The sequence below is a fragment of the Burkholderia sp. HI2761 genome, from assembly GCF_002223355.1.
In the GTDB taxonomy this organism is placed as follows: domain Bacteria; phylum Pseudomonadota; class Gammaproteobacteria; order Burkholderiales; family Burkholderiaceae; genus Burkholderia.
Map to the genome: position 1 here is coordinate 215903 of NZ_NKFN01000004.1, position 26357 is coordinate 242259.

Consider the following 26357-nt stretch of genomic DNA (forward strand, 5'->3'; position numbering starts at 1 on the left):
GCGACCGGCTGGCGAAGGGCGAAAAAAAACCGCCGGGTTCGCCGGCGGTTTTTTCGGGAATTTCGGTTGCGCTTTACGCGCCATCAACCCTCTCGATCCGCCAGCGGTCTGAGATACCAAAAAAAGTAAAAGTAAAACTTGGCGGACATGACGGAAATTCGGCTCGTCAAAAAAGTTGATTCGGAATTTATACCCGGTCCCCGGGCGGCTGGCAACCGGGAACCGTTGAAAATGCGGATAATCCGCGCGTTTTCATAAAAATGCGCGGATTGTCTGCGCCGCGATGCGGTTATGCCGTACCGCCGACCGTCATCTTGTCGATCCGCAGGGTCGGCTGGCCGACGCCGACCGGCACGCTCTGGCCTTCCTTGCCGCACACGCCGACGCCCGTGTCGAGCGACATGTCGTTGCCGATCATGCTCACGTACTTCAGCGATTCCGGGCCGCTGCCGATCAGCGTCGCGCCCTTCACCGGGTAGGTGACCTTGCCGTTCTCGATCATGTACGCCTCGGATGCCGAGAACACGAACTTGCCGTTCGTGATGTCGACCTGGCCGCCGCCGAAATTCACCGCGTACAGGCCGTTCTTCACCGACGCGATGATTTCCTGCGGATCCTTGTCGCCGTTCAGCATGTAGGTGTTCGTCATGCGCGGCATCGGCAGCGCCGCGTACGACTCGCGCCGCGCGTTGCCCGTGACCGGCATCTTCATCAGCCGCGCGTTCAGCGTGTCCTGGATGTAGCCCTTCAGGATGCCGTCCTCGATCAGCGTCGTGCACTGCGTCGGGTTGCCTTCGTCGTCGATGTTCAGCGAGCCGCGGCGGTTCGGCAGCGTGCCGTCGTCGACGACGGTCACGCCCTTCGCGGCGACCTGCTCGCCGATCCGGCCCGCGAACGCGGACGAGCCCTTGCGGTTGAAGTCGCCTTCGAGACCGTGGCCGATCGCCTCGTGCAGCAGCACGCCCGGCCAGCCCGGCCCGAGCACGACCGTCATCGCGCCGGCCGGCGCGGGGCGTGCATCGAGATTGACGAGCGCCGCGTGCACGGCGTCGTCGACATAGCGCGACAGGATTTCGTCGGTGAAGTAGCCGTAGTCGAAGCGGCCGCCGCCGCCGCCCGAGCCGATCTCGCGGCGGCCGTTCTGTTCGGCGATCACCGTGACCGACACGCGCACGAGCGGCCGGATGTCGGCCGCGAGCGCGCCGTCGCTGCGCGCGACCAGCACGACGTCGTATTCGCCGGCGAGCCCGGCCATCACCTGCGTGACGCGCGGGTCGCGCCCGCGCGCCATCTGCTCGATGCGTTCGAGCAGCTTGACCTTGGCCGTCGCGTCGAGCGACGCGAGCGGGTCGGACGGCAGGTACAGGTCGCGGCCCGAGATGCCCGTCAGCGACGTGGCTGCCTTGATCTTCTGGCGGCCGCCGCCGGCCGCCGCGATCGCCTTGGTCGCGGCGGCGGCTTGCGCGATCGCTTCGGGCGACAGGTCGTCCGAATACGCGAACGCGGTGCGGTCGCCCGCGACCGCGCGCACGCCGACGCCCTGGTCGATGCTGAAGCTGCCCGATTTGACGATGCCTTCCTCGAGGCTCCACGCTTCGCTGCGCGTCGCCTGGAAGTACAGGTCCGCGTAGTCGACGCGATGCGTGAAGATGTCGGCGATCGTGCGCGTGAGCAGGCTTTCGTCGAGGCCGTACGGCGTGAGCAGGATGTCCTTCGCCAGCGCGAGGTTGCGGATGCCGGGTTCGATGATGTTCATGCGGATATCGGGAGTTCTCAAAAAGTTGTCGGGTGCTGCCGGGCAGACGGTTGGGCCGCGCGGCGTTTCAAGCGGTGCGGCGGATTCAGGTCAGCACGCGGTGCCGCCACGCGGGCAGGCTCTGGCGTACGTCGGCGATGCGCTGCGGATCGATCGTGCCGAGCACGACGCTGGCGCCCTCGTCGCGCACCGCGACGGTTTCGCCCCACGGGTCGATCAGCATGCTGTGGCCCCACGTGCGCCGGCCGTTCTCGTGCTTGCCGCCTTGCGCGGCCGCGAGCACGTAGCACTGGTTCTCGACGGCCCGCGCGCGCAGCAGCGTTTCCCAGTGCGCGCGGCCCGTCGTATACGTAAACGCCGACGGCACGACCATCAGCGCGCAGTCGCCCATGCGGCGGTACAGCTCCGGAAAGCGGAGATCGTAACAGACCGACAGGCCGACCTGCCCGAACGGCGCGTCGAACGCGACGACCGTGTCGCCCGCGCGGATCGTGCGCGCCTCGTCGAACGATTCGTCGCCTTTCTCGAAGTTGAACAGGTGGATCTTGTCATAGCGCGCGGCTTCGTTGCCGGCCGGATCGAACACGAGCGTGGTGTTCAGCACGCGATCGGGTTCCGGCGCCTTCAGCGGCAGCGTGCCGCCGATCACCCAGATGCCGTGGCGGCGCGCGGCGTCGGCGAGGAACTGCTGGATCGGGCCGTCCCGGTACGGTTCGGCGAGCGCGAGCTTGTCGGTGTCGCGGTGACCCATGAAGCAGAAATACTCCGGCAGCAGCACGAGCTGCGCGCCTTCGCCGGCGGCTTCCGCGATCAGGCGGCGTGCTTCGGCCAGATTGCGTGTGACGTCCGGCGTGCTCACCATCTGCAGCGCGGCGACCCGGAAGGGCGTGGCGGAACGGGCGTGGTCGGTCATCGCGGAATCGGTTGCGTCATAAATGGGGTGCGGCCCGGCGCCCTTCGCGGTTCGATGCGCGCTCAATGGCTCGCCGCATCGGCCGGACCGTGATTCATCTTACCCTGATCGCCGCGCACCCGCTCGATGTGCGGGTGCGCCCACGAGCCGGTGATCGCGTAGTCGAGCGCGAACGCGCGCGACAGCGTCTCGGACAGCGCGTAGTTCGCGGCCAGCACGCCGACGCCGAGCAGCGGGTTGATGATGGCCGCCCCGATCGCGGCTGCGCCCGCGCTGATTTTCGGCGCGACGTGCGCATGCAGATCCTGCGTCTCGGCGCCGAGATCGACCGCGCCGCGCACGGTGACGTTCGCGGGGCCCGTCATCATCGAGAAGTCGTCGGTGCGCGCGATCCCGTTCGAAATCCGGCCGGTACCGGTGATCTTGTCGAACGGCAGCCCCTTGCCGACCACGTCGCGGAAGTTCAGCGTCAGGAAGCGCGCGAGGCTCTGCAGGCTCAGCACGCCGAGCAGTTTCGCCGCGCCCGGATCGACCTTCAGGATCTGCCCGTGTTCGAGGTCGACCGCGACCTGGCCACCGAGCGACGGGAAGTCGAGCGCGGTCGGGCCGCCGCGCCAGCCGACCTTGCCCGTGACCGAGCCGTGACCCCCGGAGAGCGTGCGCGGCAGGCCGACGCGGTCGAGCAGCGCGCCCGCGTTGTCGATGTCGAGCTTGAAGTCGAACACGGTGCGGCGCGGCGCGTCGTTTTCGCCGGCGCCACGGGCGAGCGCATGGCGCGACGTGCGCCAGTTGCCGGTCGCCGTGAGCTTCGCGGCCGGGTTCGACAGTTCCAGCTTGTCGAGCTGCCACACGGGCGTGCCGTCTTCGTCGATGTTGCGCGCGTTGACGACGAGCCGGCCGATGTCGTGATCGCGCGCGACGACCTGGTCGACGATCAGGTCGATCGACGGTATCGGGCGGTCGGTCGGCGTCGGCAGGTTCATCGCGCGGCCGACGAGATCGTGTTGCGAGCTCTGCGGCACGACGAGCTTCGCGAGCCGCGCGTTGAGCACGCCCGCGCCGTTGTGGCCGCCGCCCGGCGCCCACGACAGGTAGCCCGAGACCTGGTTCGACGCGATGTTCGCCTGCCAGAGGTCGTCGACGTGCGACGCACCGACGATCACGTTCTCCCAGTTGCGCTTGAGCAGCTTCAGCGTGCCGAAGTGGAACGCGAAACGCTTCGGCGCGAAGCTCGCGAAATCGACGCGCGGCGCGGCCTGCGGCGCCGGTGCACGCGGCGTGTCGGGCTGCAGCGTGCGGGCGAGGGCGAGCCACGCGTCGGCATCAAGTTCGCCGACGTCGACGGCCGCGCTCACGCCGTCCTGCGGCATGTCGGGCATCCGGTGGATGCCCATCGCGCCGCGTACCGCGCGCAGCGGCTGGCCGCGCGTCGCATCGAGCAGGTAGGTCGCGGTCACCGGGCCGAGCGTCAGGTCGGCGTGTTCGAGGCGTTTGCCGTCCGCCTGCGGCGCCGGCTGCAGCGTGAAGCGGAACGGCATCGGCGTGCCGGCCGGTTTCGCGAACGGCGCCGGGAAGTTCAGCGCCACGCCGGTCAGGTCGGATTGCGCGCTGACGTCGGGCAGGCGGCCCGGCGCGCCGCGCACGGCGACCTTGTACGGCGCGTCGCCGACCACATGCTCGAGCAGCGCGGCGGCCGCGCCGTGCAGGTTCAGGCCGCGCGCGGCGTCGAGCGCGAGCCGGCCGTCGACGTCCACCGCGTACGGGCCGTGCGACTGGAAGTTGCCGTTTGCGCGCACCGGGCCGCCGAGGAAGCGTCCCGACAGCGCGTGCAGCGACGCGCCGGCCTCGGTGAAGCGGACGCTGCCGCGCAGGGCCGACAGCGGCGGCACGCCGCGGGTCGACAGCGTGTTGCCGCCGAACGCGAGCGCGCCTTCGATGTGCGTGTGCGGATGGGGGACGTGCTGCGGAATCGTGATCTTGAGCGCGAGCGACGCGGGGCCCTGCGCATCGATCCGCTGGCCGATGTGGTTGCTCATCGTGCCGAGCGAGCTGTTGTCCGCGTAGTCGATCAGGTCGGCGAGCGGGCCCTGGGCATGGCCGTCGATGATCAGCGGCGAGTGCGACGGATTGCCGAGATCGTCGATGCGGCCCGCGACCTTCGTCAGCACGACGCGCTTGTAGTGCGCGCGCGCGATGTCGAAGCGCAGCTTGTTCTGCGCGAGCTCGAACACGCCGTCGATCCCGTCGAGCGCGGGCCAGACGCTCGGCGTGCCGTTCGCGAGCTTGCGCGGCGGGTACGGCGTCGGCTCGAAGCGGCCGCCGGTGAACGGCGCGACGATGTGGAACACGCCGGCGTCCGGCTCGTGTTCGAACGGGAATTTCTCGAGCGGGCCGCGCGCGACGATCGACGCGCCCTTGGACACCTTGCCGTCCTGCAGCGCGTGGCCGAGATAGTCGCGCAGGTGTTCGGACATCCCGGTCGGCAGGTAGCGCGGAATGCGCGCGACCGACGCGCGCGCGAAATCGGCGCGCAGGTCGAGCGCGCCGCGGCCGTGGCCTGGGTTCGTGTACGAGCCCGACACCGCGATTTCGGCATCGGGGTTCGACACGAACAGGTCGGGCAGCGATACGTCGACGCGCGCGTGCTTGTCGCCGGGCGCGGGCGTGATCGTCCATTTGGCATTGCCGCGCAGCCGGTCGAACGTCAGGCGCGGCTCGTCGAATTCGCCGGGCACGGTGACGGCCGCGTTGACCGTGTCGATATGCGCGGCGCCGCCCGTCTCGTTCGCATCGACGCGGCCCCACAGGTTCTCGACGCCCGGCCAGCCGGCGCGCGGGTGGCCGCGCGGCGAGAGCCCGGGCGGCGGCTCCTGCGCGGCGAAGCTGATGCCTTGCAGATCGCCGAGGAAGCGGTAGCGGACGATCGGCGCGGCGCCCATGCGCCGCTCCTCGTCGGCGAGATCGGCGTGCGCGGGTTTCGCGCGCTCGACCTCGATGTGATAGTTGGACACCATCCCGCGCGGGTCGATCTTGATCAGCTCGTTGCGCAGGCGTGCCGGCAGCGGCAGCCCGCGGATGAATTCGCTGAGGATGCCGAGATCGACGCGGTCGCCGACCACGCTGAGCAGTTGCCCCTGGTTCGCGGTCGGCACGCGGTAGCGCGCCGTCAGCGTCGACAGCGCGAGCGAGCGGGCGAGCGGCGTGCCGTCCGGCAGCGGCGGCTGGCCGAGCTCCGCATTGAAGTGCGTCAGGTGCAGCGTGTAGTCGTGGCCCGCATCGAGCACCATGTCCCAGCCGAAGCCGACCGTCGGCACGTCGAGCCGCGGCTGCGTCGGGCGCACGCGCAGCGCGACGTCGGCGCCTTGCAGGTCGCCGCCCGCCGAGCGCAGGTGGCCGTCGCCGAAGGTCGCCCAGATCGCGTTGTCGATCCGGCCCGCGTGGATCGTGAGCGGCACGTCGAGATAACGCGTGAGCGTCTGCAGGTCGACGAGGCCGGTCGACAGGTAGGCGTCGCCGGTCCAGTTCGCCGGCTTGCCGATCGGCGCGAGCGGCTTGTGCTTGAAGCGCGCGCGGAAATCGAGCGGGCCGAGCAGCAGCGTGCCGTTCGCGGGCGCCTGCAGCGCGGCCTTGTGCACGCGGCCGTCGTTGAGCACCGCGAGCCGGATGCCCGACAGCACGAGTTCCGGTGCGTCGTGCTGCGCGTCGCGCCAGCGCAGCGTGCCGCCGCGCAGCACGATCGCCTCCTGCTTCAGCAGCCAGGTGCCGAACGTGTCGTTGCCGCCGTGGGTGGTGGCCACGCCGACGCCCGCGACGCTCAGCGAACCGTCGGCCGCACGGGCGACGACGAGGTCGGGCTGGTCGACGAGCAGGCTCGACAGCGCGGGCGACAGCCGCAGCAGCGACATCCACGACAGCGCGGCGGTCGCGTGCGGCACCGACAGCGCGACCTGGCCGTCACGGCCGCGGATCGTCAGGTTCGTGAGTTCGACGCCCGGCTGCATGCCGGACCAGTTCGGGGAAAGCTTGCCGATCGAAAGCTGCGCGTGGAGCTTGTCCGACACGGCGCGCTCGATGCGCGGGCGGTATTCGTCGATGCGGGGCAGCAGCACGTAGCGCAGCCCGAGGAAGGCGCCGGACGCGACGAAGTAGGTGCCGATTCCGACTGCCAGCGTCGCCTTGAACACGCGACGCAGGACCGGATGATCGTGCTTCGGAGGTCCCGCTTCGGGCGCAGCTACGGCGGATTCCTGACGGTCGGACATGCGGCGGACGGGCGGCGATATGGTAGTTTTGCAGATTGACGTTGAAATGTATCACACGGGTCCGTGCCGGCGGCCGTTGCGGCAGCACGGCACGGGCTTTCCGGCGCGCGGTGTCGCGACGGGCGCACGGGCGTCCGGCGAGGCCGCGCCGAGTCCATGGGGCCGGTCGGCAGCGGGGCGCGCACGCGCCGGCCCGCTGCCAGCCCGGCCTTTCCGCCAGGCCCGCTTCTCGATGACCGACGCTTCCGCCCTGATCAGCACGTCCTATTCCCGATACCTTGCCCGCGCGGCTGCCGCGCGGCCCGCGCTGGCCGAGCAGGTCGCCGCGTGGGCGGCCGCGCCGCTCGGCCGCGCTCAGCTCGACGCGCGCTTGACCGAGCTGCTCGCGACGCCGGCCGGCACGGCCGTGCCGGGCGACGAGCAACTGAAGCGCGCGCTGCGGCAACTGCGCGCCGAGGCGTTCGGCGCGGTCGCGGAGCGCGACCTGCGCGGCCTGGCGGACGTCGCCGAGGTAACGGGCGCGATGACCGATCTCGCCGAAGTGGCCGTGCAGCGCTCGCTGGCGCTGCTGTCGGCCGAACTCGAGGCGCTGTACGGCGAGCCGCGCGGCGCCGACGGCCAGCGCGTCGTGCTCGGCGTGGTCGGGATGGGCAAGCTCGGCGGCCGCGAACTGAACGTATCGTCGGACATCGACCTGATCTTCGTCTACGAGGACGACGGCGAGACGACCGGCGGCGCACGTTCGCCGCTGTCCACGCAGGAATACTTCACGCGGCTCGGCCGGCGGCTGATCGGCGTGCTGTCCGAGGTCACGGCCGACGGCTACGTGTTTCGCGTCGACATGCGGCTGCGCCCGAACGGCGATTCGGGGCCGCTCGTCTGCAGCCTCGGGATGCTCGAGGAGTACTTCTACGTACAGGGGCGCGAGTGGGAGCGCTATGCGTGGATCAAGGGGCGGCTCGTGTCGGAAGGCGACAGCGACGCGGCGCAGCGGCTGGCGGCGCAGCTGGAATCGATCGTCAAGCCGTTCGTGTACCGCCGCTATCTCGATTTCGGCGTGATCGGCGCGATCCGTTCGCTGCACCAGCAGATCCGGCACGAAGCCGCGCGGCGCGCGTCGATGCGGCCCGACAAGGCCGACGACATCAAGCTCGGGCGCGGGGGGATCCGCGAGATCGAGTTCAGCGCTCAGGTGTTCCAGTTGATCCGCGGCGGCCAGGATGCGGAATTCCGCGTGCGGCCGACGCTCGCGGTGCTGCGGCATGCGCAGGCGCGCGGGCTGATCGGCGACGACATCTGCGCCCGCCTGACCGACGCCTACCGCTTCCTGCGCACGCTCGAGCACCGGCTGCAGTACCGCAACGACGCGCAGACGCACGCGATGCCGGTCGAGCCCGACGAGCGCGCGGCGCTGGCCGCGTCGCTCGGGTTTGCCGACTACGCGGCGCTGATGACGGTGCTGGACGGCCACCGCACGTTCGTCGAAGCGCAGTTCGACCAGATTTTTGCCGACAAGGCGAACGGCGCGCCGTGCGCGACCGGCGACGACACGGCGGCCGCGTGGATCTGGAGCGGCGCGCTGGCCGACGACGGCGAGGACGACGCGCTGGTCGCGCGCCTCGACGGTCTCGGCTTCACCGATCCGGCCGCCGTGCTCGCGCGGTTGCGCGCGGTCTGGCAATCGTCGCGCTACACCGGACTGCCGGAAAAGAGCCGGCAGCGCTTCGACAGCGTCGCGCAGCGCGCGCTCGACGCCGCGCCGAAGATCGACGCCGCGCGGCGCGACGACACGATCGTGCGGCTGTTCGACCTGCTGGAGACGGTCAGCCGGCGCGGCGTCTATCTCGCGCTGCTGACCGAATATCCGGCCGCGCTCGACCGTGTGCTGTCGGTGCTCGGCGCGACGCGCTGGGGCGGCGGCTACCTGATCCGCCATCCGCAACTGCTCGACGAGCTGCTCGACGACGAGGCGATCGCGAGCCCGTTCGACTGGCCCGCGTTCAAGGATGCGCTGCGCGCGCGGCTCGCGGCGGCCGACGGCCCCGAGCAGCAGATGGACTTGCTGCGCCACGCGCAGCACGCGGAGGTGTTCCGGATCCTGCTGATCGATCTGGCCGGGCAACTGTCGGTCGAGCATGTGAGCGACCGGCTGTCCGAGCTGGCCGACGCGGTGCTCGACGTGACGATCGAAGTCGTCTGGTCGCAGCTCGCGAAGCGCCATCGCGACGTGCCGAAGTTCGCGGTGATCGCGTACGGCAAGCTGGGCGGCAAGGAGCTCGGCTACGCGTCGGATCTCGACCTGATCTTCCTGTACGACGATCCGGACGAGCGTTCGGCGGACGTCTACACGACCTTCACGCGGCGCCTGATCACGTGGCTCACGACCGCGACCGGCGCGGGCGCGCTGTTCGACATCGACCTGCGGCTGCGGCCGAACGGCGAGGCCGGGCTGCTCGTCACCGATCTCGACGCGTTCCGCCGCTATCAGCTGCGCGAGGGCGACGCCGCCAACACCGCGTGGGTGTGGGAGCACCAGGCGCTGACGCGCGCCCGCTACAGCGCGGGCGACGCGCAGATCGGCGCGGATTTCGAGGCGATCCGCCAGCAGGTGCTGACGACGCCGCGCGACGGCGGTGTGCTCGCGAAGGAGATCGTCGACATGCGCGGCAAGGTGTTTGCCGGCCATCCGAACCAGACCGAGCTGTTCGACCTGAAGCACGATCGCGGCGGGATGGTCGACATCGAGTTCATCGTCCAGTACTGGGTGCTGCTGCATGCGTCGAGCGACGCCGAGCTGATCCGCAATACCGGCAACATCGCGCTGCTGCGCGAGGTCGCGCGCTTCGGGCTGATGAGCGAGGACGAGGCCGAGCGCGTCGGCGCCGCGTACCGCAAATACCGGAAGCTGCAGCACAAGCTGCGGCTCGACGGGATGGAGAAGGCGCGCGTCGATCCGGCGGCGGTGGCCGACGAGCGGGCGGCCGTGACGGCGCTGTGGACGCGTGTGTTCGGCGCGGTTGAAACGGGCGTTTGAACGGAAGGCCGGGGGCGGGCGCGGCATCGATCCGCGTACCGCCCTGAATTGAACGTGCGAGCCCTTTCGTTTCGGGCGGGACGGGCGGCCGCGTCAGGCCGCCAGCATTTCCTTCGCGTGCTTGCGCGTGGTGGCCGTGATTTCGAGCCCGCCGAGCATCCGCGCGACTTCCTCGATCCGGTTGGCGCGGTCGAGCGCGACGACCGTCGAGACCGTGCCGCCGCGCTCGTCGGCGCCCTTTGCCACCTGGAAATGATGGTCGCCGCGCGCGGCGACCTGCGGCAGGTGCGTCACGCACAACACCTGACGGTCGCGCCCGAGCTGGTGCAACAGGCGGCCGACCACTTCGGCGACGCCGCCGCCGATTCCCGTATCGACTTCGTCGAAGATCAGCGTCGGCGTCGGGCTCGCCGCGCTGGCGATGACCGCGAGCGCGAGGCTGATCCGCGCGAGTTCGCCGCCCGACGCGACCTTCGCGAGCGGCCGCAGCGGCACGCCCGGGTGCCCGGCCACGCGGAATTCGACCTGCTCGAGCCCGTGCGGGCCGCCGTCCGCGAGCGGCACGAGCGCGACTTCGAAGCTTCCGCCCGCCATCGACAATTCCTGCATGCCGGCCGTGACGGCCGTGCCGAGCGCCTTGGCGGCCTGCGCGCGTGCCTTCGACAGGCGTTTGGCGTCGGCGAGATAGGCTTCCCGCGCCTTGGCCTGTGCCGCCTCGAGCGCGCCGAGATCGGCGGCCGCGTCGAGCGCGGCGAGCTGGGCGCGGCGCGCCGCATGCTCTTCGTGCAGCGTGTCGGGCGGCAGCCGGAACTTGCGGGCGGTCGAGTGCAGCGCGTCGAGACGCGTTTCGACCTGCGCGAGCCGCTCGGGATCGAGATCGACGCGCTGTGCATAGTGCGACAGCGAATAGACGGCTTCCTGCAACTGGATCTCGGCCGGTTCCAGCGACGCGAGCGCATCGCCGAGCGCGGTGTCGTAATCGGCCAGGCCGCGCAGTTTCGACACGATCGCGCCGAGCTGCGCGAGCATCGCGTCGTCGGACTCGGACAGCGCGTTGAGCGCGCCGCGCACGCCTTCGATCAGGTTCGCCGAATGCGACAGGCGCTTGTGTTCGTTGCTGACTTCGTCCCATTCGCCGGCTTGCGGCGCGAGCTTGTCGAGTTCGGCGAGCTGCCACGCGAGCTTTTCGCGTTCGAGCTGCAACTCGCGCTCGTGCGCCTTCGCGGCATCGATCGCCTGCGTCGCGTCGCGCCACACGCGCCAGGCGCGCGCGACGTTCGCGGCATCGGCGACGAGCCCCGCGTGCGTGTCGAACAGCTCGCGCTGCGCGTCGGGCCGCATCAGCAACTGGTGCGCGTGCTGGCCGTGGATGTCGACGAGCATCTCGCCGAGCTCGCGCAGTTGCGCGAGCGTCGCGCTGGTGCCGTTGATGAACGCGCGCGACCGGCCGTTCGCGTCGATCACGCGGCGCAGCATCACGGTGTCCTCGGCGTCGAACGCGTGTTCGTCGAGCCAGCGCGCGACGCGGTCGTGCGGCGTGAATTCGGCCGTGATGTCGGCGCGGCCGCAGCCGGTGCGCACGACGCTCGCGTCGGTACGTTCGCCGAGCGCGAGGGCGAGGGCGTCGATCAGGATCGATTTACCGGCGCCGGTTTCGCCGGAAAAGACGGAGAAGCCGCTGTCGAATTCGAGATCGAGCGCGGCGACGATGACGAAGTCGCGGATCGAGAGGTGGCGGAGCATGGTGTCGGGCGGGGCGGCGTCAGGACGCCTTGTCGTCTTCGTTCGATGCGTGTTCGTTCCAGTGCAGCTTCTTGCGCAGCGTCGTGTAGTAGCTGTAGCCGATCGGGTGCAGGAACGGCACGGTGTGCTTCGAGCGGCGCACCTCGATCGTATCGTTCAGCTCGAGCGACGTGAACGACTGCATGTCGAAATTCACGTTGACGTCGCGGCCGCCGACGATCTGGATCGCGATCTTCGAGTCGTCGGGCAGCACGATCGGCCGGTTCGACAGCGCGTGCGGCGCGATCGGCACGAGCACGACGCCCGCCAGCTGCGGATGGAGGATCGGGCCGGCCGACGACAGCGCATACGCGGTCGAGCCGGTGGGCGTCGCGACGATCAGCCCGTCCGAGCGCTGGTTGTACATGTAACGGCCGTCGACCGACGCACGCAGCTCGACCATCCCGGAGAAGCCGCTGCGGTTCACGACGACGTCGTTGAACGCGAGCGCGTGGTAGATCGGTTCGCCGTCGCGCACGATCCGCGCCTCGAGCAGCGAGCGCTCCTCGCGCTCGAACTTGCCGGCCAGCATCACGGGGACGAGCGCGTGCATGTCGGATGCCGCGATGTCGGTGATGAAGCCGAGCCGCCCGTGGTTGATCCCGATCAGCGGTGTCCGGTACGGCGCAAGCTGGCGGCCGATGCCGAGCATCGTGCCGTCGCCGCCGAGCACGATCGCCACGTCCGCTCGCGCCCCGATTTCGGCCGGGGTGAGCGCGGGGTAGCCGGCGATGCCGATTTCCCGCGCGGTCTCGCTTTCGAAGACGACCTCGAAGCCGAGCGTGGCGATGCTGTCCGCCAGCGTGGCGAGCGGCTCGGCGATGCCGGGCGTGTTGCTCCGGCCGACGAGCGCGACAGTATTGAACTGATTACCGGTTTTCATGCCGGCATTACACCATAGCTCGTTGACGAAAAGAACCGGCTGTGCGCGGACGGGGCCGGATCGGCTCGGCCCGCGCAACGGTGGCCGACGCCACTCGCCGCGGTCGCGCCGTTGCGCTAAAATTTTCCACCATGCTAGATCCTCGCGCACGAACCCTCCTGAAAACCCTGATCGAACGGTATATCGCCGACGGTCAGCCAGTCGGATCGCGCACGTTGTCCCGTTACTCCGGGCTCGAGCTGAGCCCGGCGACGATCCGCAACGTGATGTCCGACCTGGAGGAACTCGGCCTCGTGTCGAGCCCGCACACGTCGGCCGGCCGCATCCCGACGCCGCGCGGCTACCGGCTGTTCGTCGATACGATGCTGACGGTCGAGGCGCCGATCGACGCCGAGGCCGTCGCGCGCCAGGTGCAGAACACGCTGCAGGCCGGCGAGCCGCAGCAGCGGGTGGTTGCCGCCGCCGCGAGCGTGCTGTCGAACCTGTCGCAGTTCGCGGGCGTCGTGCTGACGCCGCGCCGCAGCCACGTGTTCAAGCAGATCGAGTTCATGCGCCTGTCCGACAAGCGCATCCTGCTGATCATCGTCACGCCCGAGGGCGACGTGCAGAACCGCATGCTGGCGACGCCGCGCGACTATTCGCCGTCGCAGCTGACCGAGGCGTCCAACTACATCAATGCGCATTTCGCCGGCCTGTCGTTCGACGAGGTGCGCCGCCGCCTGCGCGACGAGATCGACCAGCTGCGCGGCGACATGACGACGCTGATGCACGCGGCCGTGACGGCCAGCACCGAGGTGCCCGACACCGAGGACACCGTGCTGATTTCCGGCGAGCGCAATCTGCTCGAAGTGGCGGACCTGTCGTCCGACATGGCGCGGCTGCGCAAGCTGTTCGACGTATTCGACCAAAAGACGGGCCTCCTGCAACTGCTCGACGTGTCGAGCCACGCCCAGGGCGTGCAGATCTTCATCGGCGGCGAATCGACGCTCGTGCCGATCGAGGAAATGAGTGTCGTCACCGCGCCGTACGAGGTGAACGGGCAGATCGTCGGCACGCTCGGCGTGATCGGCCCGACCCGCATGGCGTACAACCGCGTGATACCGATCGTCGACATCACCGCGCGCCTGCTGTCGCTCACGCTGAGCCAGCAATAACCCGCGATCGCCGGCGAATTGCCGGCGAATGTCCGACAATCGCCAGCCCGATCCCGCCCCGCTATCTTGCCGCGGCGCCGCTTGCGGCGACAGTCGGCCGAACGGCACGGGGCGGCCCGCTATAATCAAGGGCCGTCCGGTCCCGTGCCCCGAGCACGTTCTTGCCCATGCGTTTCGATCTTGAGCCGCCTTCGAGCGTCGCGGCCGCCCATCGCATCGGTGTGCTGCTGATCAATCTCGGCACGCCCGACGCGCCCACGCCGCGCGCGGTGCGGCGCTACCTGGCCGAATTCCTGTCGGATCCGCGGGTCGTCGAAATCCCGCAGGCCGTCTGGCAGGTGCTGCTGCGCACGCTGATCCTGCCGCTGCGCGGCCGCGCGTCCGCGAAGAAATACGCGGCCGTCTGGATGCCCGAGGGCTCGCCGCTGCGCGTGTACACCGAGCGTCAGACCGACAGCGTGCGGCATCTGCTCGTGTCGAACGGCTATCACGTGATGGTCGACTACGCGATGCGCTACGGCAGCCCGAACATTTCGCACGCGCTCGCGCAGTTCAAGCGCGCGGGCGTCGAGCGCGTGCTGTTGATGCCGATGTATCCGCAATACTCGGCGTCGACCACGGCCACCGCGTTCGATGCCGCGTTCGACGCGCTCGCGCGCATGCGCAATCAGCCGGAAGTGCGTACCGTGCGGCACTACGCCGACCATCCGGCCTATATTCATGCGCTGGCCGAGCAGGTGCGCCAGTACTGGGCGCAGCACGGCCGGCCCGATTTCGCGGCCGGCGACAAGCTGGTGCTGAGTTTCCACGGCGTGCCGAAGCGCACGCTCGACCTGGGCGATCCGTATCACGACCAGTGCCAGCAGACGGGCGCGTTGCTGATGGCCGCGCTCGGGCTGTCGGGTACCGAATGCCGCGTCACGTTCCAGTCGCGCTTCGGCAAGGCCGAATGGCTGCAGCCGTACACCGCGCCGACGTTGCGCGAATTCGGCGAGGCCGGCGTGCGGCGGGCGGACGTGTTCTGCCCCGGCTTCACGGCCGATTGCCTGGAGACGATCGAGGAAATCGGCATGGAAGTGCGCGACGAGTTCCTCGCCGGCGGCGGCAAGACCTTCCACCGCATTCCGTGTCTGAACGGCGCGTCCGCGTGGATCGGCGCGATCGGCGAGATCGTCGCGGAGAATCTGCAGGGCTGGCCCGTCAAGGCCGCGCAGCCCGAAACGGTGGGTTGAGATGAAACGATTTCCACGCGCTTTTCGTTCGCCGTTTTCCGAGGGGGTGGTCAACCTCCTCGGGGCGGCCCGACGGAGGCTGACATGAAACGACCCCCACGCTCACTTCGTTCGCTGTCGACCGGAGTTGGCACTTCAGTGCTTACTCCGGTCCCATGCAAGGCGCCCCCCGAGGGGCGGTCAACCCCCTTGGGCCGGCCCGGCGGAGGCTGACATGAACTACAAGATTTCCACGGAACCGGGCGCGAAGCTGCGCATCGACAAATGGCTGTGGGCGGCCCGGTTCTTCAAGACGCGCTCGCTCGCGACCGATGCGGTCGACAAGGGACACGTGAGAATCGGCGGCGCGGCGGTCAAGCCGGCGAAGGACGTGCGGGTGGGCGACGAGGTCGAGATTGCGATCGACGGCATCGTCTGGCACATTGCCGTGCTTGGCGTGTGCGACGTGCGCGGGCCCGCGAGCGTCGCGCAGACGCTCTACGAGGAAACGGAAGCGGGGCGGGCCGCGCGGCTCGCCGAACTGGAGCGGCGCCGCACGTATCGCGAGCCGGCGGCCGAGCTGCACGGCCGGCCGACGAAGCGCGACCGGCGCATCATCGACAGATTTTCTGGTGGGAGCTGAACATCTGGTCGAACGTCGCCCGCGCGCTTCCATATTCGGTCGTGCGGTCGGTGACGGCTCCCGACAGGCAGATGGTGGTGGTGCCGGCAATGAGTACCAGCGCGACCACCGATATCGCAAAGGTCAGTTTCACGGTACTCCCCTCGAGAACAAGGGTGAAAACGGCGCCAGGTGGATGTCAGGCGGCGGTCAGCTAGGGTAAACACGCTTTTCCGACGCTTGAGTGGAGTGTAGTGCAGCGGACCTGTGCGGAGCTAGTACTTGCTGGGTAAGCGTTGTTACAGGCCGTTTCGCCCGATCCGGCGGACTATGCGACGCCTGCCCGCGGAAACGCGCGGTTGTTTCGCGGCATTGGCGAATGCCGGCGAATGACCCTCTTGAAACCGCAGTTTTCGCCCTTATTTGCACCAACAATGTGCGGTGCCGCCGGGTATACGTCCGGCGGTGGCCGATTTGGCTTCAACCTCTAATCGACTTTCAGCGACATGGAAAACACGCAAGAGAACCCGGCTACCCCATCGGCCGAAGACATCGGCAGCGAGAAGCAGGCGGCGCAAGGCGCCGCACCCGCCGCCGAAGCTGCCGACGCGGCGCTCGCGGAGGCTCAAGCCAAGGTCGCCGAGCTCCAGGAAAGCTTCCTGCGGGCGAAGGCCGAGACCGAGAACGTGCGCCGCCGCGCGCAGGACGACGTGTCGAAGGCGCACAAGTTCGCGATCGAGAGCTTCGCGGAACACCTGCTGCCCGTGCTGGACAGCCTGGAAGCGGCCGTCGGCGATACCTCCGGCGACATCGCGAAGGTGCGCGAAGGCGTCGAGCTGACGCTGCGCCAGCTGACGAGCGCGCTCGAGAAGGGTCGCGTCGTCGCGATCAACCCGGTCGGCGAGAAGTTCGATCCGCATCAGCACCAGGCCATTTCGATGGTGCCGGCCGAGCAGGAACCGAACACCGTCGTCACGGTGCTGCAAAAGGGCTACATGATCGCCGACCGCGTGCTGCGCCCGGCGCTCGTCACCGTCGCCCAGCCGAAGTAAGGCGGCTGCCATGGTGCCCGCCGGCGTCGATCCGGCCGCGTTCGACGCGTTCGACATGCAGGCGCTCGACGCCGGCACGTTCGACGCGGCCGTCGACGGCGCGGGCGAAGCGCTCGCGGTGGTGTTCTTCTGGGGCGTCGACTGCTTCAACTGCGAGATCGCGAAGAAGGCGATGCTCGCCCAGCCCGACGCGATCCGCGCGCTGGGCCTGAAGTGGTTCCATTGCAACGTGTACGAACACCATCAGCTGGGGCGCCGCTTCGGGCTGCACGGCGTGCCGACGTGGTTCTTCTTTCACCGCGGCAAGCGGCTGGGCCGCGCGACGGGCTGGCATGGCCTCGCGCAGTTCGAGGCCGCCGTCGCGGCGGCCCGCGCGAAGATCGACGCGGCGGCGGGTGCGCCGTCCGGCGCGGGCGCCGGCGGCCCGCACGATCCGTAGCCGGCGGCGATTGAAAAAATTTAATATCCGCATCGCTCGTCGGGTCTTGAAAACGGATCGGACGGACGCATTTCGGGAACAGAGTTGAATTCTGGCGTGCGAGACCGCCTAAAAACGCGGCGTTTCGTGCAGCAAACAAGCATTTCTGGAGATTAGGAAAAATGGGAAAGATCATCGGTATTGACCTCGGCACCACGAACTCGTGCGTCGCCATCATGGAAGGCAACCAGGTCAAGGTCATCGAGAACTCGGAAGGCACGCGCACCACGCCGTCGATCATCGCGTACATGGACGACAACGAAGTTCTCGTCGGCGCGCCGGCCAAGCGCCAGTCGGTGACCAACCCGAAGAACACGCTGTTCGCCGTGAAGCGCCTGATCGGCCGCCGTTTCGAAGAGAAGGAAGTCCAGAAGGACATCGGCCTGATGCCGTACACGATCATCAAGGCTGACAACGGCGATGCATGGGTCGAAGCGCACGGCGAAAAGCTCGCGCCGCCGCAGGTGTCGGCTGAAGTGCTGCGCAAGATGAAGAAGACGGCCGAAGACTACCTCGGCGAGCCGGTCACGGAAGCCGTGATCACGGTACCGGCGTACTTCAACGACAGCCAGCGCCAGGCGACCAAGGACGCCGGCCGTATCGCGGGCCTCGAAGTCAAGCGGATCATCAACGAGCCGACGGCAGCCGCGCTCGCGTTCGGTCTCGACAAGGTCGAGAAGGGCGACCGCAAGATCGCCGTGTACGACCTCGGCGGCGGCACGTTCGACGTGTCGATCATCGAGATCGCGGACGTCGACGGCGAAATGCAGTTTGAAGTGCTGTCGACCAACGGCGACACGTTCCTCGGCGGCGAGGACTTCGACCAGCGCATCATCGATTACATCATCGGCGAGTTCAAGAAGGAGCAGGGCGTCGACCTGTCGAAGGACGTGCTCGCGCTGCAGCGCCTGAAGGAAGCGGCCGAAAAGGCGAAGATCGAGCTGTCGTCGGGTCAGCAGACCGAAATCAACCTGCCGTACATCACGGCGGACGCATCGGGCCCGAAGCACTTGAACCTGAAGATCACGCGCGCGAAGCTGGAAGCGCTGGTGGAAGACCTCGTCGAGCGCACGATCGAACCGTGCCGCATCGCGATCAAGGACGCAGGCGTCAAGGTGTCGGACATCGACGACGTGATTCTCGTCGGCGGCCAGACGCGCATGCCCAAGGTCATGGAGAAGGTGAAGGAGTTCTTCGGCAAGGATCCGCGCCGTGACGTGAACCCGGACGAAGCCGTCGCCGTTGGTGCGGCGATCCAGGGCCAGGTGCTGTCGGGCGACCGCAAGGACGTGCTGCTGCTCGACGTGACCCCGCTGTCGCTCGGCATCGAGACGCTCGGCGGCGTGATGACGAAGATGATCAACAAGAACACGACGATCCCGACGAAGCACGCTCAGGTGTACTCGACGGCCGACGACAACCAGGGCGCCGTGACGATCAAGGTGTTCCAGGGCGAACGCGAAATGGCGGCGGGCAACAAGCTGCTCGGCGAGTTCAACCTCGAAGGCATCCCGCCGGCACCGCGCGGCGTGCCGCAGATCGAAGTGACCTTCGACATCGACGCGAACGGCATCCTGCACGTCGGCGCGAAGGACAAGGCGACCGGCAAGGAAAACAAGATCACGATCAAGGCGAACTCGGGCCTGTCCGAGGCCGAGATCGACCAGATGATCAAGGACGCGGAAGCGAACGCAGCGGAAGACCACAAGCTGCGCGAGCTGGCCGATTCGCGCAACCAGGGCGACGCGCTGGTCCACAGCACGAAGAAGGCGCTGACCGAGTACGGCGACAAGCTGGACGCCGGTGAGAAGGAAGCGATCGAAGCGGCGCTGAAGTCGCTCGAGGAAGCGCTGAAGGACACGTCGGCCGACAAGGCTGCGATCGACGCGAAGGTCGAGGAGCTCGGCAAGGTGTCGCAGAAACTCGGCGAGAAGATGTACGCCGACATGCAGGCCCAGCAGGCGGGTGCCGCAGGCGCGGCGGGTGCTGCGGAAGGCGCGGCCCATGCGGGTGGTGCGCAACAGGCTGCCGACGACGTCGTCGACGCCGAGTTCAAGGAAGTGAAGAAGGACTAAGCCGGGTTGCCATGGCACCGTACGCCGCGCGCGAAACGCGCGCGGCGCGGCTGACAAGCGGTCTGTCTTTCCTTCCGGATGGCCGGATCGACTCCACGCCTGGCGGGCCTTGCGGCCCTCCGGGCACATTTGTTTTTTGGCGGGTGCTGCGCGAGCCGTCCACGGACGGCGCAGCGCCAGACGAGTCGAGAGACTTTACTGCGGGCGAAAGGAGCCGCCGCGTGCGCGATGCGTGGCGGCACAGTGAATCGATATGGCGAAACGGGATTACTACGAGGTTCTGGGCGTCGCGAAGAATGCGAGCGACGACGAAATCAAGAAGGCATATCGCAAGCTTGCGATGAAGTATCACCCTGACCGCAATCCGGACAGCAAGGATGCGGAGGAGCATTTCAAGGAGGCGAAGGAAGCCTATGAAATGCTGTCGGATGGTCAGAAGCGGGCCGCGTACGACCAGTACGGCCACGCGGGCGTCGATCCGAACATGGGCGGTGCGGGCGCGCAGGGCTTCGGCGGCTTCGCCGATGCATTCGGCGACATCTTCGGCGACATCTTCGGTCAGGCCGCGGGCGGTGCCGCGCGCGGCGGCCGCGGCGGCCCGCAGGTGTACCGCGGCGCCGACCTGCGCTACAGCATGGAAATCACGCTCGAGCAGGCCGCGCACGGCTACGACACGCAGATCCGCGTGCCGAGCTGGGTGTCGTGCGAAGTCTGCCACGGGTCGGGCGCGAAGCCCGGCACGAAGCCGGAAACCTGCCCGACCTGTCACGGCCAGGGCACGGTGCGCATGTCGCAGGGCTTCTTCAGCATCCAGCAGACCTGCCCGAAGTGCCATGGCACGGGCACCTACATCCCCGAGCCGTGCGTGCATTGCCACGGGTCGGGCAAGGTGAAGGAAACCAAGACGCTCGAAGTGAAGATCCCGGCCGGCATCGACGACGGGATGCGGATCCGCTCGGCCGGCAACGGCGAGCCGGGCATCAACGGCGGGCCGCCGGGCGATCTGTACGTCGAGATCCACATCAAGCCGCATGCGGTGTTCGAGCGCGACGGCGACGATCTCCACTGCCAGATGCCGATTCCGTTCACGACCGCCGCACTCGGCGGCGAGATCGAGGTGCCGACGCTGGCCGGCCGTGCGTCGTTCCCGGTGCCGGAAGGCACGCAGTCGGGCAAGACGTTCCGCCTGCGCGGCAAGGGCATCAAGGGGCTGCGTTCGAGCATTGCGGGCGATCTGTACGTGCACGTACAGGTCGAGACGCCCGTGAAGCTGACCGACCACCAGCGCGACCTGCTCAAGCAGTTCGAGAAGTCGCTGGCCGAGGGCGGCGCGCGTCACAGCCCGCAGAGCAAGAGCTGGTTCGACCGGGTGAAGAGCTTCTTCGAGTAACGGCATGACTGAAGGCAACGAGAGCGCGTCGTTCGCGCTCTTGGACGATTGCGACTCGACCGCGTCCTCGCGGTCGAGTCGTTTGTATTCGGGCTTCGTGCGCGAACGCGTGTGCACGGACCCGGCGCAGCTCGACGCCGTCGACGCGGCGCTCGCGCAGGATTTGCGCGACGGGCTGCATGCGGTCGTCGTCGGCGATTACGAATTCGGACGCAATCTGCAACGGGCGCAGCCGGGCCATGCCCCGCTGCGCTTTTTGCTGTATGCGCGCTGCGAGCGGCTGTCGCGCGACGGCGTCGACGCGTGGCTCGCGCAGCAGGACGGCGGCGGCACGCCGTCGATCGCGGGCGTCGCGCATGTCGCGAAGAGCGTGTCGCGCGATGCGTTCGACGCGGCGATCGCCGCGGTGCACGACGCGCTGTGCGCGGGCGATTCGTATCAGGTCAATTACACGTACCGGCTGCATTTCGACGTGTTCGGCACGCCGCTCGCGCTGTACCGGCGGCTGCGCGCGCGCCAGCCGGTGCGGTACGGCGCGCTGATCGCGCTGCCGGACGGCGCGTGGGTCGTGTCGTGTTCGCCGGAGCTGTTCGTCGAGCGGCACGGCGACGTGCTGCGCGCGCGGCCGATGAAGGGCACCGCGCCGCGTTCGGGCGATCCGCAACGCGACGCCGAGGCAGCGGCATTCCTCGCGAACGACCCGAAGAACCGCGCGGAAAACGTGATGATCGTCGACCTGCTGCGCAACGACGTGTCGCGGATCGCGCGCACGGGCAGCGTCAAGGTGCCGGCGCTGTTCTCCGTCGAGCCGTATGCGTCGGTGTGGCAGATGACGTCGACGGTCGAAGCCGGCTGGCGCGACGGCACGACGTTCGCGCAGATGCTGCGCGCGCTGTTCCCTTGCGGGTCGATCACGGGCGCGCCCAAGTACAAGACGATGCAGCTGATCGACACGATCGAGTCCACGCCGCGCGGGCTGTATACCGGTGCGATCGGCTGGCTCGACGCGCCGAAGGATGAGGCTGTATCCGCCGGCGCGGCGACGCCCGGCGGCGCGGCCGGTTGCGGCGATTTCTGCCTGTCGGTCGCGATCCGGACGCTGACGCTCGATGCGCTCGCAGCCGATGCTGCCGGGACGATCGCCACACGCGGCGCGGCAACGGCCGCTGCCGGCCGGCGGCGCGGCACGATGGGCGTCGGCGCGGGCATCGTGCTCGACAGCGTCGCGGCCGATGAATATGCGGAGTGCGAATTGAAAGCGCGATTCCTGACGGACGCCGACCCTGGCTTCCAGCTGTTCGAAACGACGGCCGCCACGCGGGCGGACGGGATTCGCCATCTCGATCGCCATCTCGCGCGGCTGCAACGCAGCGCGGATGCGTTCGGCTTCCGCTTCGATGCCGACGCATTGCGTCGCGAGATCGATGCGCGCTGCATGGCGCTCGACGGCGACGGCGCGTACCGGATGAAGCTCGCGTTGGCGAAGGACGGCACGATCGAGATCGTCGCGGCGCCGCTCAAGCCGTTGCCGGCGGGGCCCGTCGGCGTGCTGCTGGCCTCCGCGCACGGCTTCGCGCCGACCCGCGCGAGCGACGCGCTGCTGCTGCACAAGACCACGCGCCGCGCTGAATACGACCGTGCGTGGCAGGCGGCGGAGGCGCTCGGCGGGTTCGACATGCTGTTCGTCAACGAGCGCGGAGAGGTGACGGAAGGCGGGCGCTCGAATCTGTTCGTGAAGCTGGACGGCCAATGGGTGACGCCGCCGTTGACGAGCGGCGTGCTGCCGGGCGTGATGCGCGGCGTGCTGCTCGACGATCCCGCATTCGGCGCGGTGGAGCGCGTCGTGACTCGTGACGATCTCGCGCGGGCGCAGGCGCTGCTGCTGACCAACGCACTGCGCGGCGCGCTCGACGCGGTGTTGAAATGATGCGATGACGATTCGGGCCGTGTGTCCGAACATTCGCTGCCGCTCGCCTTCGGCAACGTGGTATTCCAATAAAAAGCGCGGCGCCCTTTGCGGGGCGCCGCGTTTTTTTACATCCAGCCCGTTACGTCAGAACGTATGCTCGGCTCCCGGAAACGAGCCGTCCTTCACCGCGCGCACATACGCTTCGACCGCCGCCTGAATATTCGGCTGGCCCTGCATGAAGTCCTTGACGAAGCGCGGCCGCTTGCCGGGGAAGATGCCGAGCATGTCGTGCAGCACCAGCACCTGGCCCGAGCAGTCCGCACCCGCGCCGATGCCGATCGTCGGAATGCGCAGCATGTGCGTGACTTCGGACGCGACGAGCGTCGGCACGGCCTCGAGCACCACGAGCTGCGCGCCCGCGTCCTCGATCGCGCGCGCGTCGCGCAGCAATTGCGCGGCGCCGGCTTCGGTCTTGCCCTGCACCTTGAAGCCGCCGAACGCATGCACCGATTGCGGCGTCAGGCCGACGTGCGCGCACACGGGCACCGCGCGTTCGACCAGGAAACGCACGGTGTCGGCGAGCCATTCGCCGCCTTCGAGCTTGACCATCTGCGCGCCGGCGCGCATCAGCTTGACCGAACTCGCGAACGCGTCGGCGGGCGTGCCGTACGTGCCGAACGGCAGGTCCGCGACGATCAGCGTGCGCGGCTGCGCGCGTGCGACACAGGCGGTGTGATATGCGATGTCGTCGAGCGTGACGGGCAGGGTGGTGGTGTGCCCTTGCAGCACGTTGCCGAGCGAATCGCCGATCAGCAGGACGTCGGCGCCCGCGCGGTCGAGCAGCGCGGCAAAGCTCGCGTCGTAGCAGGTCAGCATCGCGATCTTCTCGCCGGCGTCGCGCATCGCCTGCAGTTTCGGCACGGTCACGGCAGGCCGGCTCGATTCCTGGAGATAGGTCATGGGGAATCCGGATCGATGGGTAAAAACAGCGGCGAGACGCGTCAGCGCGTCGTCTCGCCCTTGACGAAGAATTCCTTGCGGCCGCGCATCGTCTCGATGCGCTCGACCAGCAGGGCGAGATCCTCGGGGGAATCCAGCGGGTTCAGGTGTTCGGCCGCGACCGTCAGCACCGGCGTGCGGTCGTAGTGGTAGAAGAATTCGTTGTACGCGTCGACGAGCGAGCGCAGGTACGCGTCGCTGATCTGCAGTTCCATCGGCATCCCGCGCTTCTGGATGCGCGAGAACAGCACTTCGGGGCTGGCCTGCAGATAGACGACGAGATCGGGCGACGGCGCCTGCGGCACGTCGACGTGCGTGGCGACCGAGCGATACAGCTGCCACTCGTCTTCCGGGAGGTTCAGCCGCGCGAAGATGTCGTTCTTCTGCGGCATGAAATCGGCGATGACGGGCCGGCCCGTGTCGAGCGCGCCGATCAGCTCGCGCGCCTGCTGCGCGCGCTGCAGCGCGAACGACAGCTGGACGGGCAGCGCGTAGCGCGCGGTGTCGCGATAGAAGCGTTCGAGGAACGGGTTGTCCTGCGGGCGTTCGAGCAGCGTCTGCATCGACCAGCGCTCGGCGAGCAGGCGCGCGAGCGTCGTCTTGCCGACGCCGATCGGGCCTTCGATCACGAGATAGCGGTGCGGGGCGCGCAGGTCGGGCGCGGTGACGGTCAGCGGAGTCGAGTTCATCGGCAACGGGTCTTGTCGGCGTCTTCGCCGGCAGCGAGCGCCTTCTGCATCAGGCACTGGCAGGTCTGTACCTTTTCGACGCGCTGATCCGCGACGGCGGCGAGAAACGCGTCGGCACGGCCGCGCGCGGGGATGTCGAGCGCCGGCTCGATTTCGACGAGCGGCACGAGCGCGAACGCGCGGTCGGTGAGGCGCGGGTGCGGGACGATCAGGTCGGGTTCGTCGATCGAATCGGCGCCGAACAGCAGGATGTCGAGGTCGAGCGTGCGCGGCGCATTGCGATACGGGCGCTCGCGGCCGAAGTGATGTTCGATCTTCTGGCAGAGCGCGAGCAGCTCGCGGGCCGACAGCGTCGTGTCGAGCTTGACGACGCAATTGTAGTAATCGTCGCCGCCCGCTTCGAACGGCGCCGTGCGATACAGGCTCGACTTGCCGAGGATCGAGATGGTGCGCTGCTGCGCGAGGCACACCACCGCGTCCTTCAGGGTCTGGCGCGCATCGCCGAGATTCGCCCCCAATCCGATATATGCAACCGTCATGGCATCACTTCCTACGTCGTTCGCCGGCGCACGCGTCAGTCGTCGGAACCGCTCGCGGTATCGCTCGCGGTACCGCCCGCGGTATCCGGCGCCTGCTCGGCGGCACCTTCACCCGGATTGCGGTTTCGCGCACCGCCGCGGCGGCGCCGCTTGCGGGGCGATTTTTCCTTCGAGCCGCCCTGCGTGAGCAATGCCTCGCGAGCGGCCGCGTCGCCTTCGATGAAATCCGTCCACCACTGTCCGACTTCCGTATCGAGCTCGCCGGATTCGCAGCGTAACAGGAGGAAATCATACCCCGCTCTAAACCTTTGGTGTTCCAGCAGCCGCATCGCGCTGCGGCCCGAGCGTTTCTCGAGGCGCAACTGCAGGCCCCAGATCTCGCGCATGTCGGCCGAGTAACGCTTGTGGATCGCGAGTTTCTCGGTCTGCATGTCGAGCACGTCGTCCATCGCGCGATGGAGCGCCGGCACCGGGATTTCGCCCTCGGCCGTGTACTGCTCGAAGCGCTGGCGCATGTCGTGCCACAGCAGCGTCGCGAACAGGAAGCCCGGCGACACCGGCTTGCCGGCGCGCACGCGCGCGTCGGTGTTGTTCAGCGCGAGCGTGATGAACTTCTCGCCCTGCGGCTGTTCGAGCACGACGTCGAGCAACGGCAGCAGCCCGTGATGCAGGCCTTCCTTGCGCAGCCGCTGCAGGCACGCGAGTGCGTGCCCCGACAGCAGCAGCTTCAGCATTTCGTCGAACAGGCGTGCGGCCGGGACGTTGTTGATCAGGTCGGCGAGCGAATGGATCGGCTCGCGCGTATGCGGTTCGATCTCGAAATCGAGCTTCGCCGCGAAGCGCACGACGCGCAGCATCCGCACCGGATCCTCGCGGAAGCGGGTGGCCGGATCGCCGATCATTCGCAACAGGCGGGCGCGTATGTCGGCCATCCCGTCGTGATAGTCGAGCACCGTCTGCGTCGACGGGTCGTAGTACATCGCGTTGATCGTGAAGTCGCGGCGCGCGGCGTCCTCGTGCTGCTCGCCCCACACGTTGTCGCGCAGCACGCGGCCGCTCGCATCGACCGCATGCGTGCGGCGATCGAGCTCGTCGCGCTTCAGGCGCCTCGGCGGCTCGGCCGTGGCCGCGGCCGCCTCGGGCGGCGCGTCGACCAGCGCGCGGAACGTCGATACCTCGATCAGCTCCTGGCCGAACTGCACGTGGACGATCTGAAAGCGGCGGCCGATCAGGCGCGCGCGGCGGAACAGGCGCTGCACCTCGGTCGGCGTCGCGTCGGTCGCGACGTCGAAGTCCTTCGGTGCGATGCCGAGCAGCAGGTCGCGCACCGCGCCGCCGACGATGAACGCGCGAAAGCCCGCTTGCTGCAGCGTGTCGGTCACGCGCACCGCGTTCTTCGAGATCAGCGCCGGGTTGATGCCGTGCACGCTGGCCGGCACGACGGTCGGCTCATGGTTGCTGCGCGATTTCTTCGCGCCGCCGGCGCGGACGCCCTTCGGGGCGCGCGGGACAGCAGGGGCCGCTTCGTCGGCCAGGGCCGCGGAGGGGGGCGTTTGCTCGATTTCGTCCTGTCCGAGCAGCTTGCGAATGAATTTTTTGATCACGACGT

General features: G+C 68.5%; 19 protein-coding genes and 1 pseudogene. 9 read left to right on the forward strand and 11 right to left on the reverse strand.

The genetic code is table 11. The annotated features are described in order from the left end of the window. Positions 1–83: 83 nt before the first annotated feature. From CFB46_RS36850 to CFB46_RS07565, 4 genes and pseudogenes are all read right to left on the reverse strand, one after another. Positions 84–285 (reverse strand): annotated as a pseudogene (locus tag CFB46_RS36850) (hypothetical protein). Between the two features lie 4 nt (positions 286–289). Continuing rightward, positions 290–1756: a metalloprotease TldD gene (gene tldD, locus CFB46_RS07555; protein WP_027783612.1), complete on the reverse strand. Its 1467-nt coding sequence runs from the start codon at positions 1754–1756 to the stop codon at positions 290–292. A gap of 85 nt (positions 1757–1841) precedes the next feature. Beyond that, complete coding sequence (locus CFB46_RS07560; RefSeq protein ID WP_089500368.1) at positions 1842–2669, reverse strand: carbon-nitrogen hydrolase family protein; 828 nt, start codon at positions 2667–2669, stop codon at positions 1842–1844. Between the two features lie 62 nt (positions 2670–2731). After that, a complete protein-coding gene (locus CFB46_RS07565) occupies positions 2732–6931 on the reverse strand; it encodes a YhdP family phospholipid transporter (protein ID WP_089499661.1) in 4200 nt (1399 codons plus the stop codon). Positions 6932–7163: 232 nt separating this feature from the next. Here CFB46_RS07565 and glnE point away from each other — a divergent pair, with 232 nt between their 5' ends. Next, positions 7164–9965, forward strand: coding sequence for a bifunctional [glutamate--ammonia ligase]-adenylyl-L-tyrosine phosphorylase/[glutamate--ammonia-ligase] adenylyltransferase (gene glnE, locus CFB46_RS07570; protein WP_089499662.1), 2802 nt, complete (start codon positions 7164–7166; stop codon positions 9963–9965). Between the two features lie 93 nt (positions 9966–10058). Here glnE and recN read toward each other — a convergent pair whose 3' ends face one another. Beyond that, entirely contained in the window at positions 10059–11708 is a 1650-nt protein-coding gene (recN, locus tag CFB46_RS07575) for a DNA repair protein RecN (protein WP_089499663.1), read from the reverse strand. A gap of 19 nt (positions 11709–11727) precedes the next feature. Continuing rightward, positions 11728–12630 carry an NAD kinase gene (locus tag CFB46_RS07580; RefSeq protein WP_027783617.1) on the reverse strand — a complete coding sequence of 301 codons (903 nt, stop codon included), beginning with the start codon at positions 12628–12630 and terminating at the stop codon, positions 11728–11730. A gap of 131 nt (positions 12631–12761) precedes the next feature. On the opposite strand from CFB46_RS07580, the gene hrcA reads away from it, so the two are divergent. The 3 genes from hrcA to CFB46_RS07595 all read left to right on the forward strand — a co-directional run bounded on the left by hrcA (position 12762) and on the right by CFB46_RS07595 (position 15638). Continuing rightward, positions 12762–13784, forward strand: a complete 1023-nt coding sequence (hrcA, locus tag CFB46_RS07585) for a heat-inducible transcriptional repressor HrcA (protein WP_027783618.1) — start codon at positions 12762–12764, stop codon at positions 13782–13784. 167 nt (positions 13785–13951) lie between these two features. Further along, the gene (gene hemH, locus CFB46_RS07590; protein WP_027783619.1) at positions 13952–15016 is read left to right on the forward strand and encodes a ferrochelatase; all 1065 of its coding nucleotides are present in this window, start codon (positions 13952–13954) and stop codon (positions 15014–15016) included. A gap of 214 nt (positions 15017–15230) precedes the next feature. Beyond that, positions 15231–15638 carry an RNA-binding S4 domain-containing protein gene (locus tag CFB46_RS07595; protein ID WP_027783620.1) on the forward strand — a complete coding sequence of 136 codons (408 nt, stop codon included), beginning with the start codon at positions 15231–15233 and terminating at the stop codon, positions 15636–15638. Here the strand turns inward: CFB46_RS07595 and CFB46_RS35840 are convergent. Beyond that, positions 15610–15771 (reverse strand): hypothetical protein, encoded by a 162-nt coding sequence (locus CFB46_RS35840; RefSeq protein ID WP_006476841.1) that lies wholly within the window; start codon positions 15769–15771, stop codon positions 15610–15612. The two genes, CFB46_RS07595 and CFB46_RS35840, sit on opposite strands and share 29 nt — an antisense overlap. Positions 15772–16123: 352 nt before the next feature. Here CFB46_RS35840 and grpE point away from each other — a divergent pair, with 352 nt between their 5' ends. From grpE to CFB46_RS07625, 5 genes are all read left to right on the forward strand, one after another. After that, on the forward strand, positions 16124–16669 hold the full coding sequence (gene grpE / locus CFB46_RS07605) for a nucleotide exchange factor GrpE (RefSeq protein WP_027783621.1): 546 nt from the start codon (positions 16124–16126) through the stop codon (positions 16667–16669). 10 nt (positions 16670–16679) lie between these two features. Next, positions 16680–17108, forward strand: a complete 429-nt coding sequence (locus tag CFB46_RS07610; RefSeq protein WP_089499664.1) for a thioredoxin family protein — start codon at positions 16680–16682, stop codon at positions 17106–17108. A gap of 161 nt (positions 17109–17269) precedes the next feature. Beyond that, positions 17270–19222: a molecular chaperone DnaK gene (dnaK, locus tag CFB46_RS07615; protein ID WP_027783623.1), complete on the forward strand. Its 1953-nt coding sequence runs from the start codon at positions 17270–17272 to the stop codon at positions 19220–19222. A 253-nt stretch (positions 19223–19475) separates the two neighbouring features. Beyond that, a complete protein-coding gene (gene dnaJ / locus CFB46_RS07620) occupies positions 19476–20612 on the forward strand; it encodes a molecular chaperone DnaJ (protein ID WP_027783624.1) in 1137 nt (378 codons plus the stop codon). Positions 20613–20616: 4 nt separating this feature from the next. Further along, complete coding sequence (locus CFB46_RS07625) at positions 20617–22539, forward strand: chorismate-binding protein (protein WP_089499665.1); 1923 nt, start codon at positions 20617–20619, stop codon at positions 22537–22539. A 126-nt stretch (positions 22540–22665) separates the two neighbouring features. Here CFB46_RS07625 and panB read toward each other — a convergent pair whose 3' ends face one another. The 4 genes from panB to pcnB are packed head-to-tail and all read right to left on the reverse strand — an operon-like array spanning position 22666 to position 26352. Beyond that, positions 22666–23481 (reverse strand): 3-methyl-2-oxobutanoate hydroxymethyltransferase, encoded by an 816-nt coding sequence (panB, locus tag CFB46_RS07630; RefSeq protein WP_089499666.1) that lies wholly within the window; start codon positions 23479–23481, stop codon positions 22666–22668. Between the two features lie 41 nt (positions 23482–23522). Beyond that, positions 23523–24209, reverse strand: a complete 687-nt coding sequence (locus CFB46_RS07635) for a deoxynucleoside kinase (RefSeq protein ID WP_027783627.1) — start codon at positions 24207–24209, stop codon at positions 23523–23525. Continuing rightward, positions 24206–24748 (reverse strand): 2-amino-4-hydroxy-6-hydroxymethyldihydropteridine diphosphokinase, encoded by a 543-nt coding sequence (gene folK / locus CFB46_RS07640; protein WP_006476832.1) that lies wholly within the window; start codon positions 24746–24748, stop codon positions 24206–24208. Before folK ends, CFB46_RS07635 begins: the two co-directional genes overlap by 4 nt. Before the next feature lie 35 nt (positions 24749–24783). After that, a complete protein-coding gene (gene pcnB, locus CFB46_RS07645) occupies positions 24784–26352 on the reverse strand; it encodes a polynucleotide adenylyltransferase PcnB (RefSeq protein ID WP_089499667.1) in 1569 nt (522 codons plus the stop codon). Between the last annotated feature and the right edge of the window lie 5 nt (positions 26353–26357).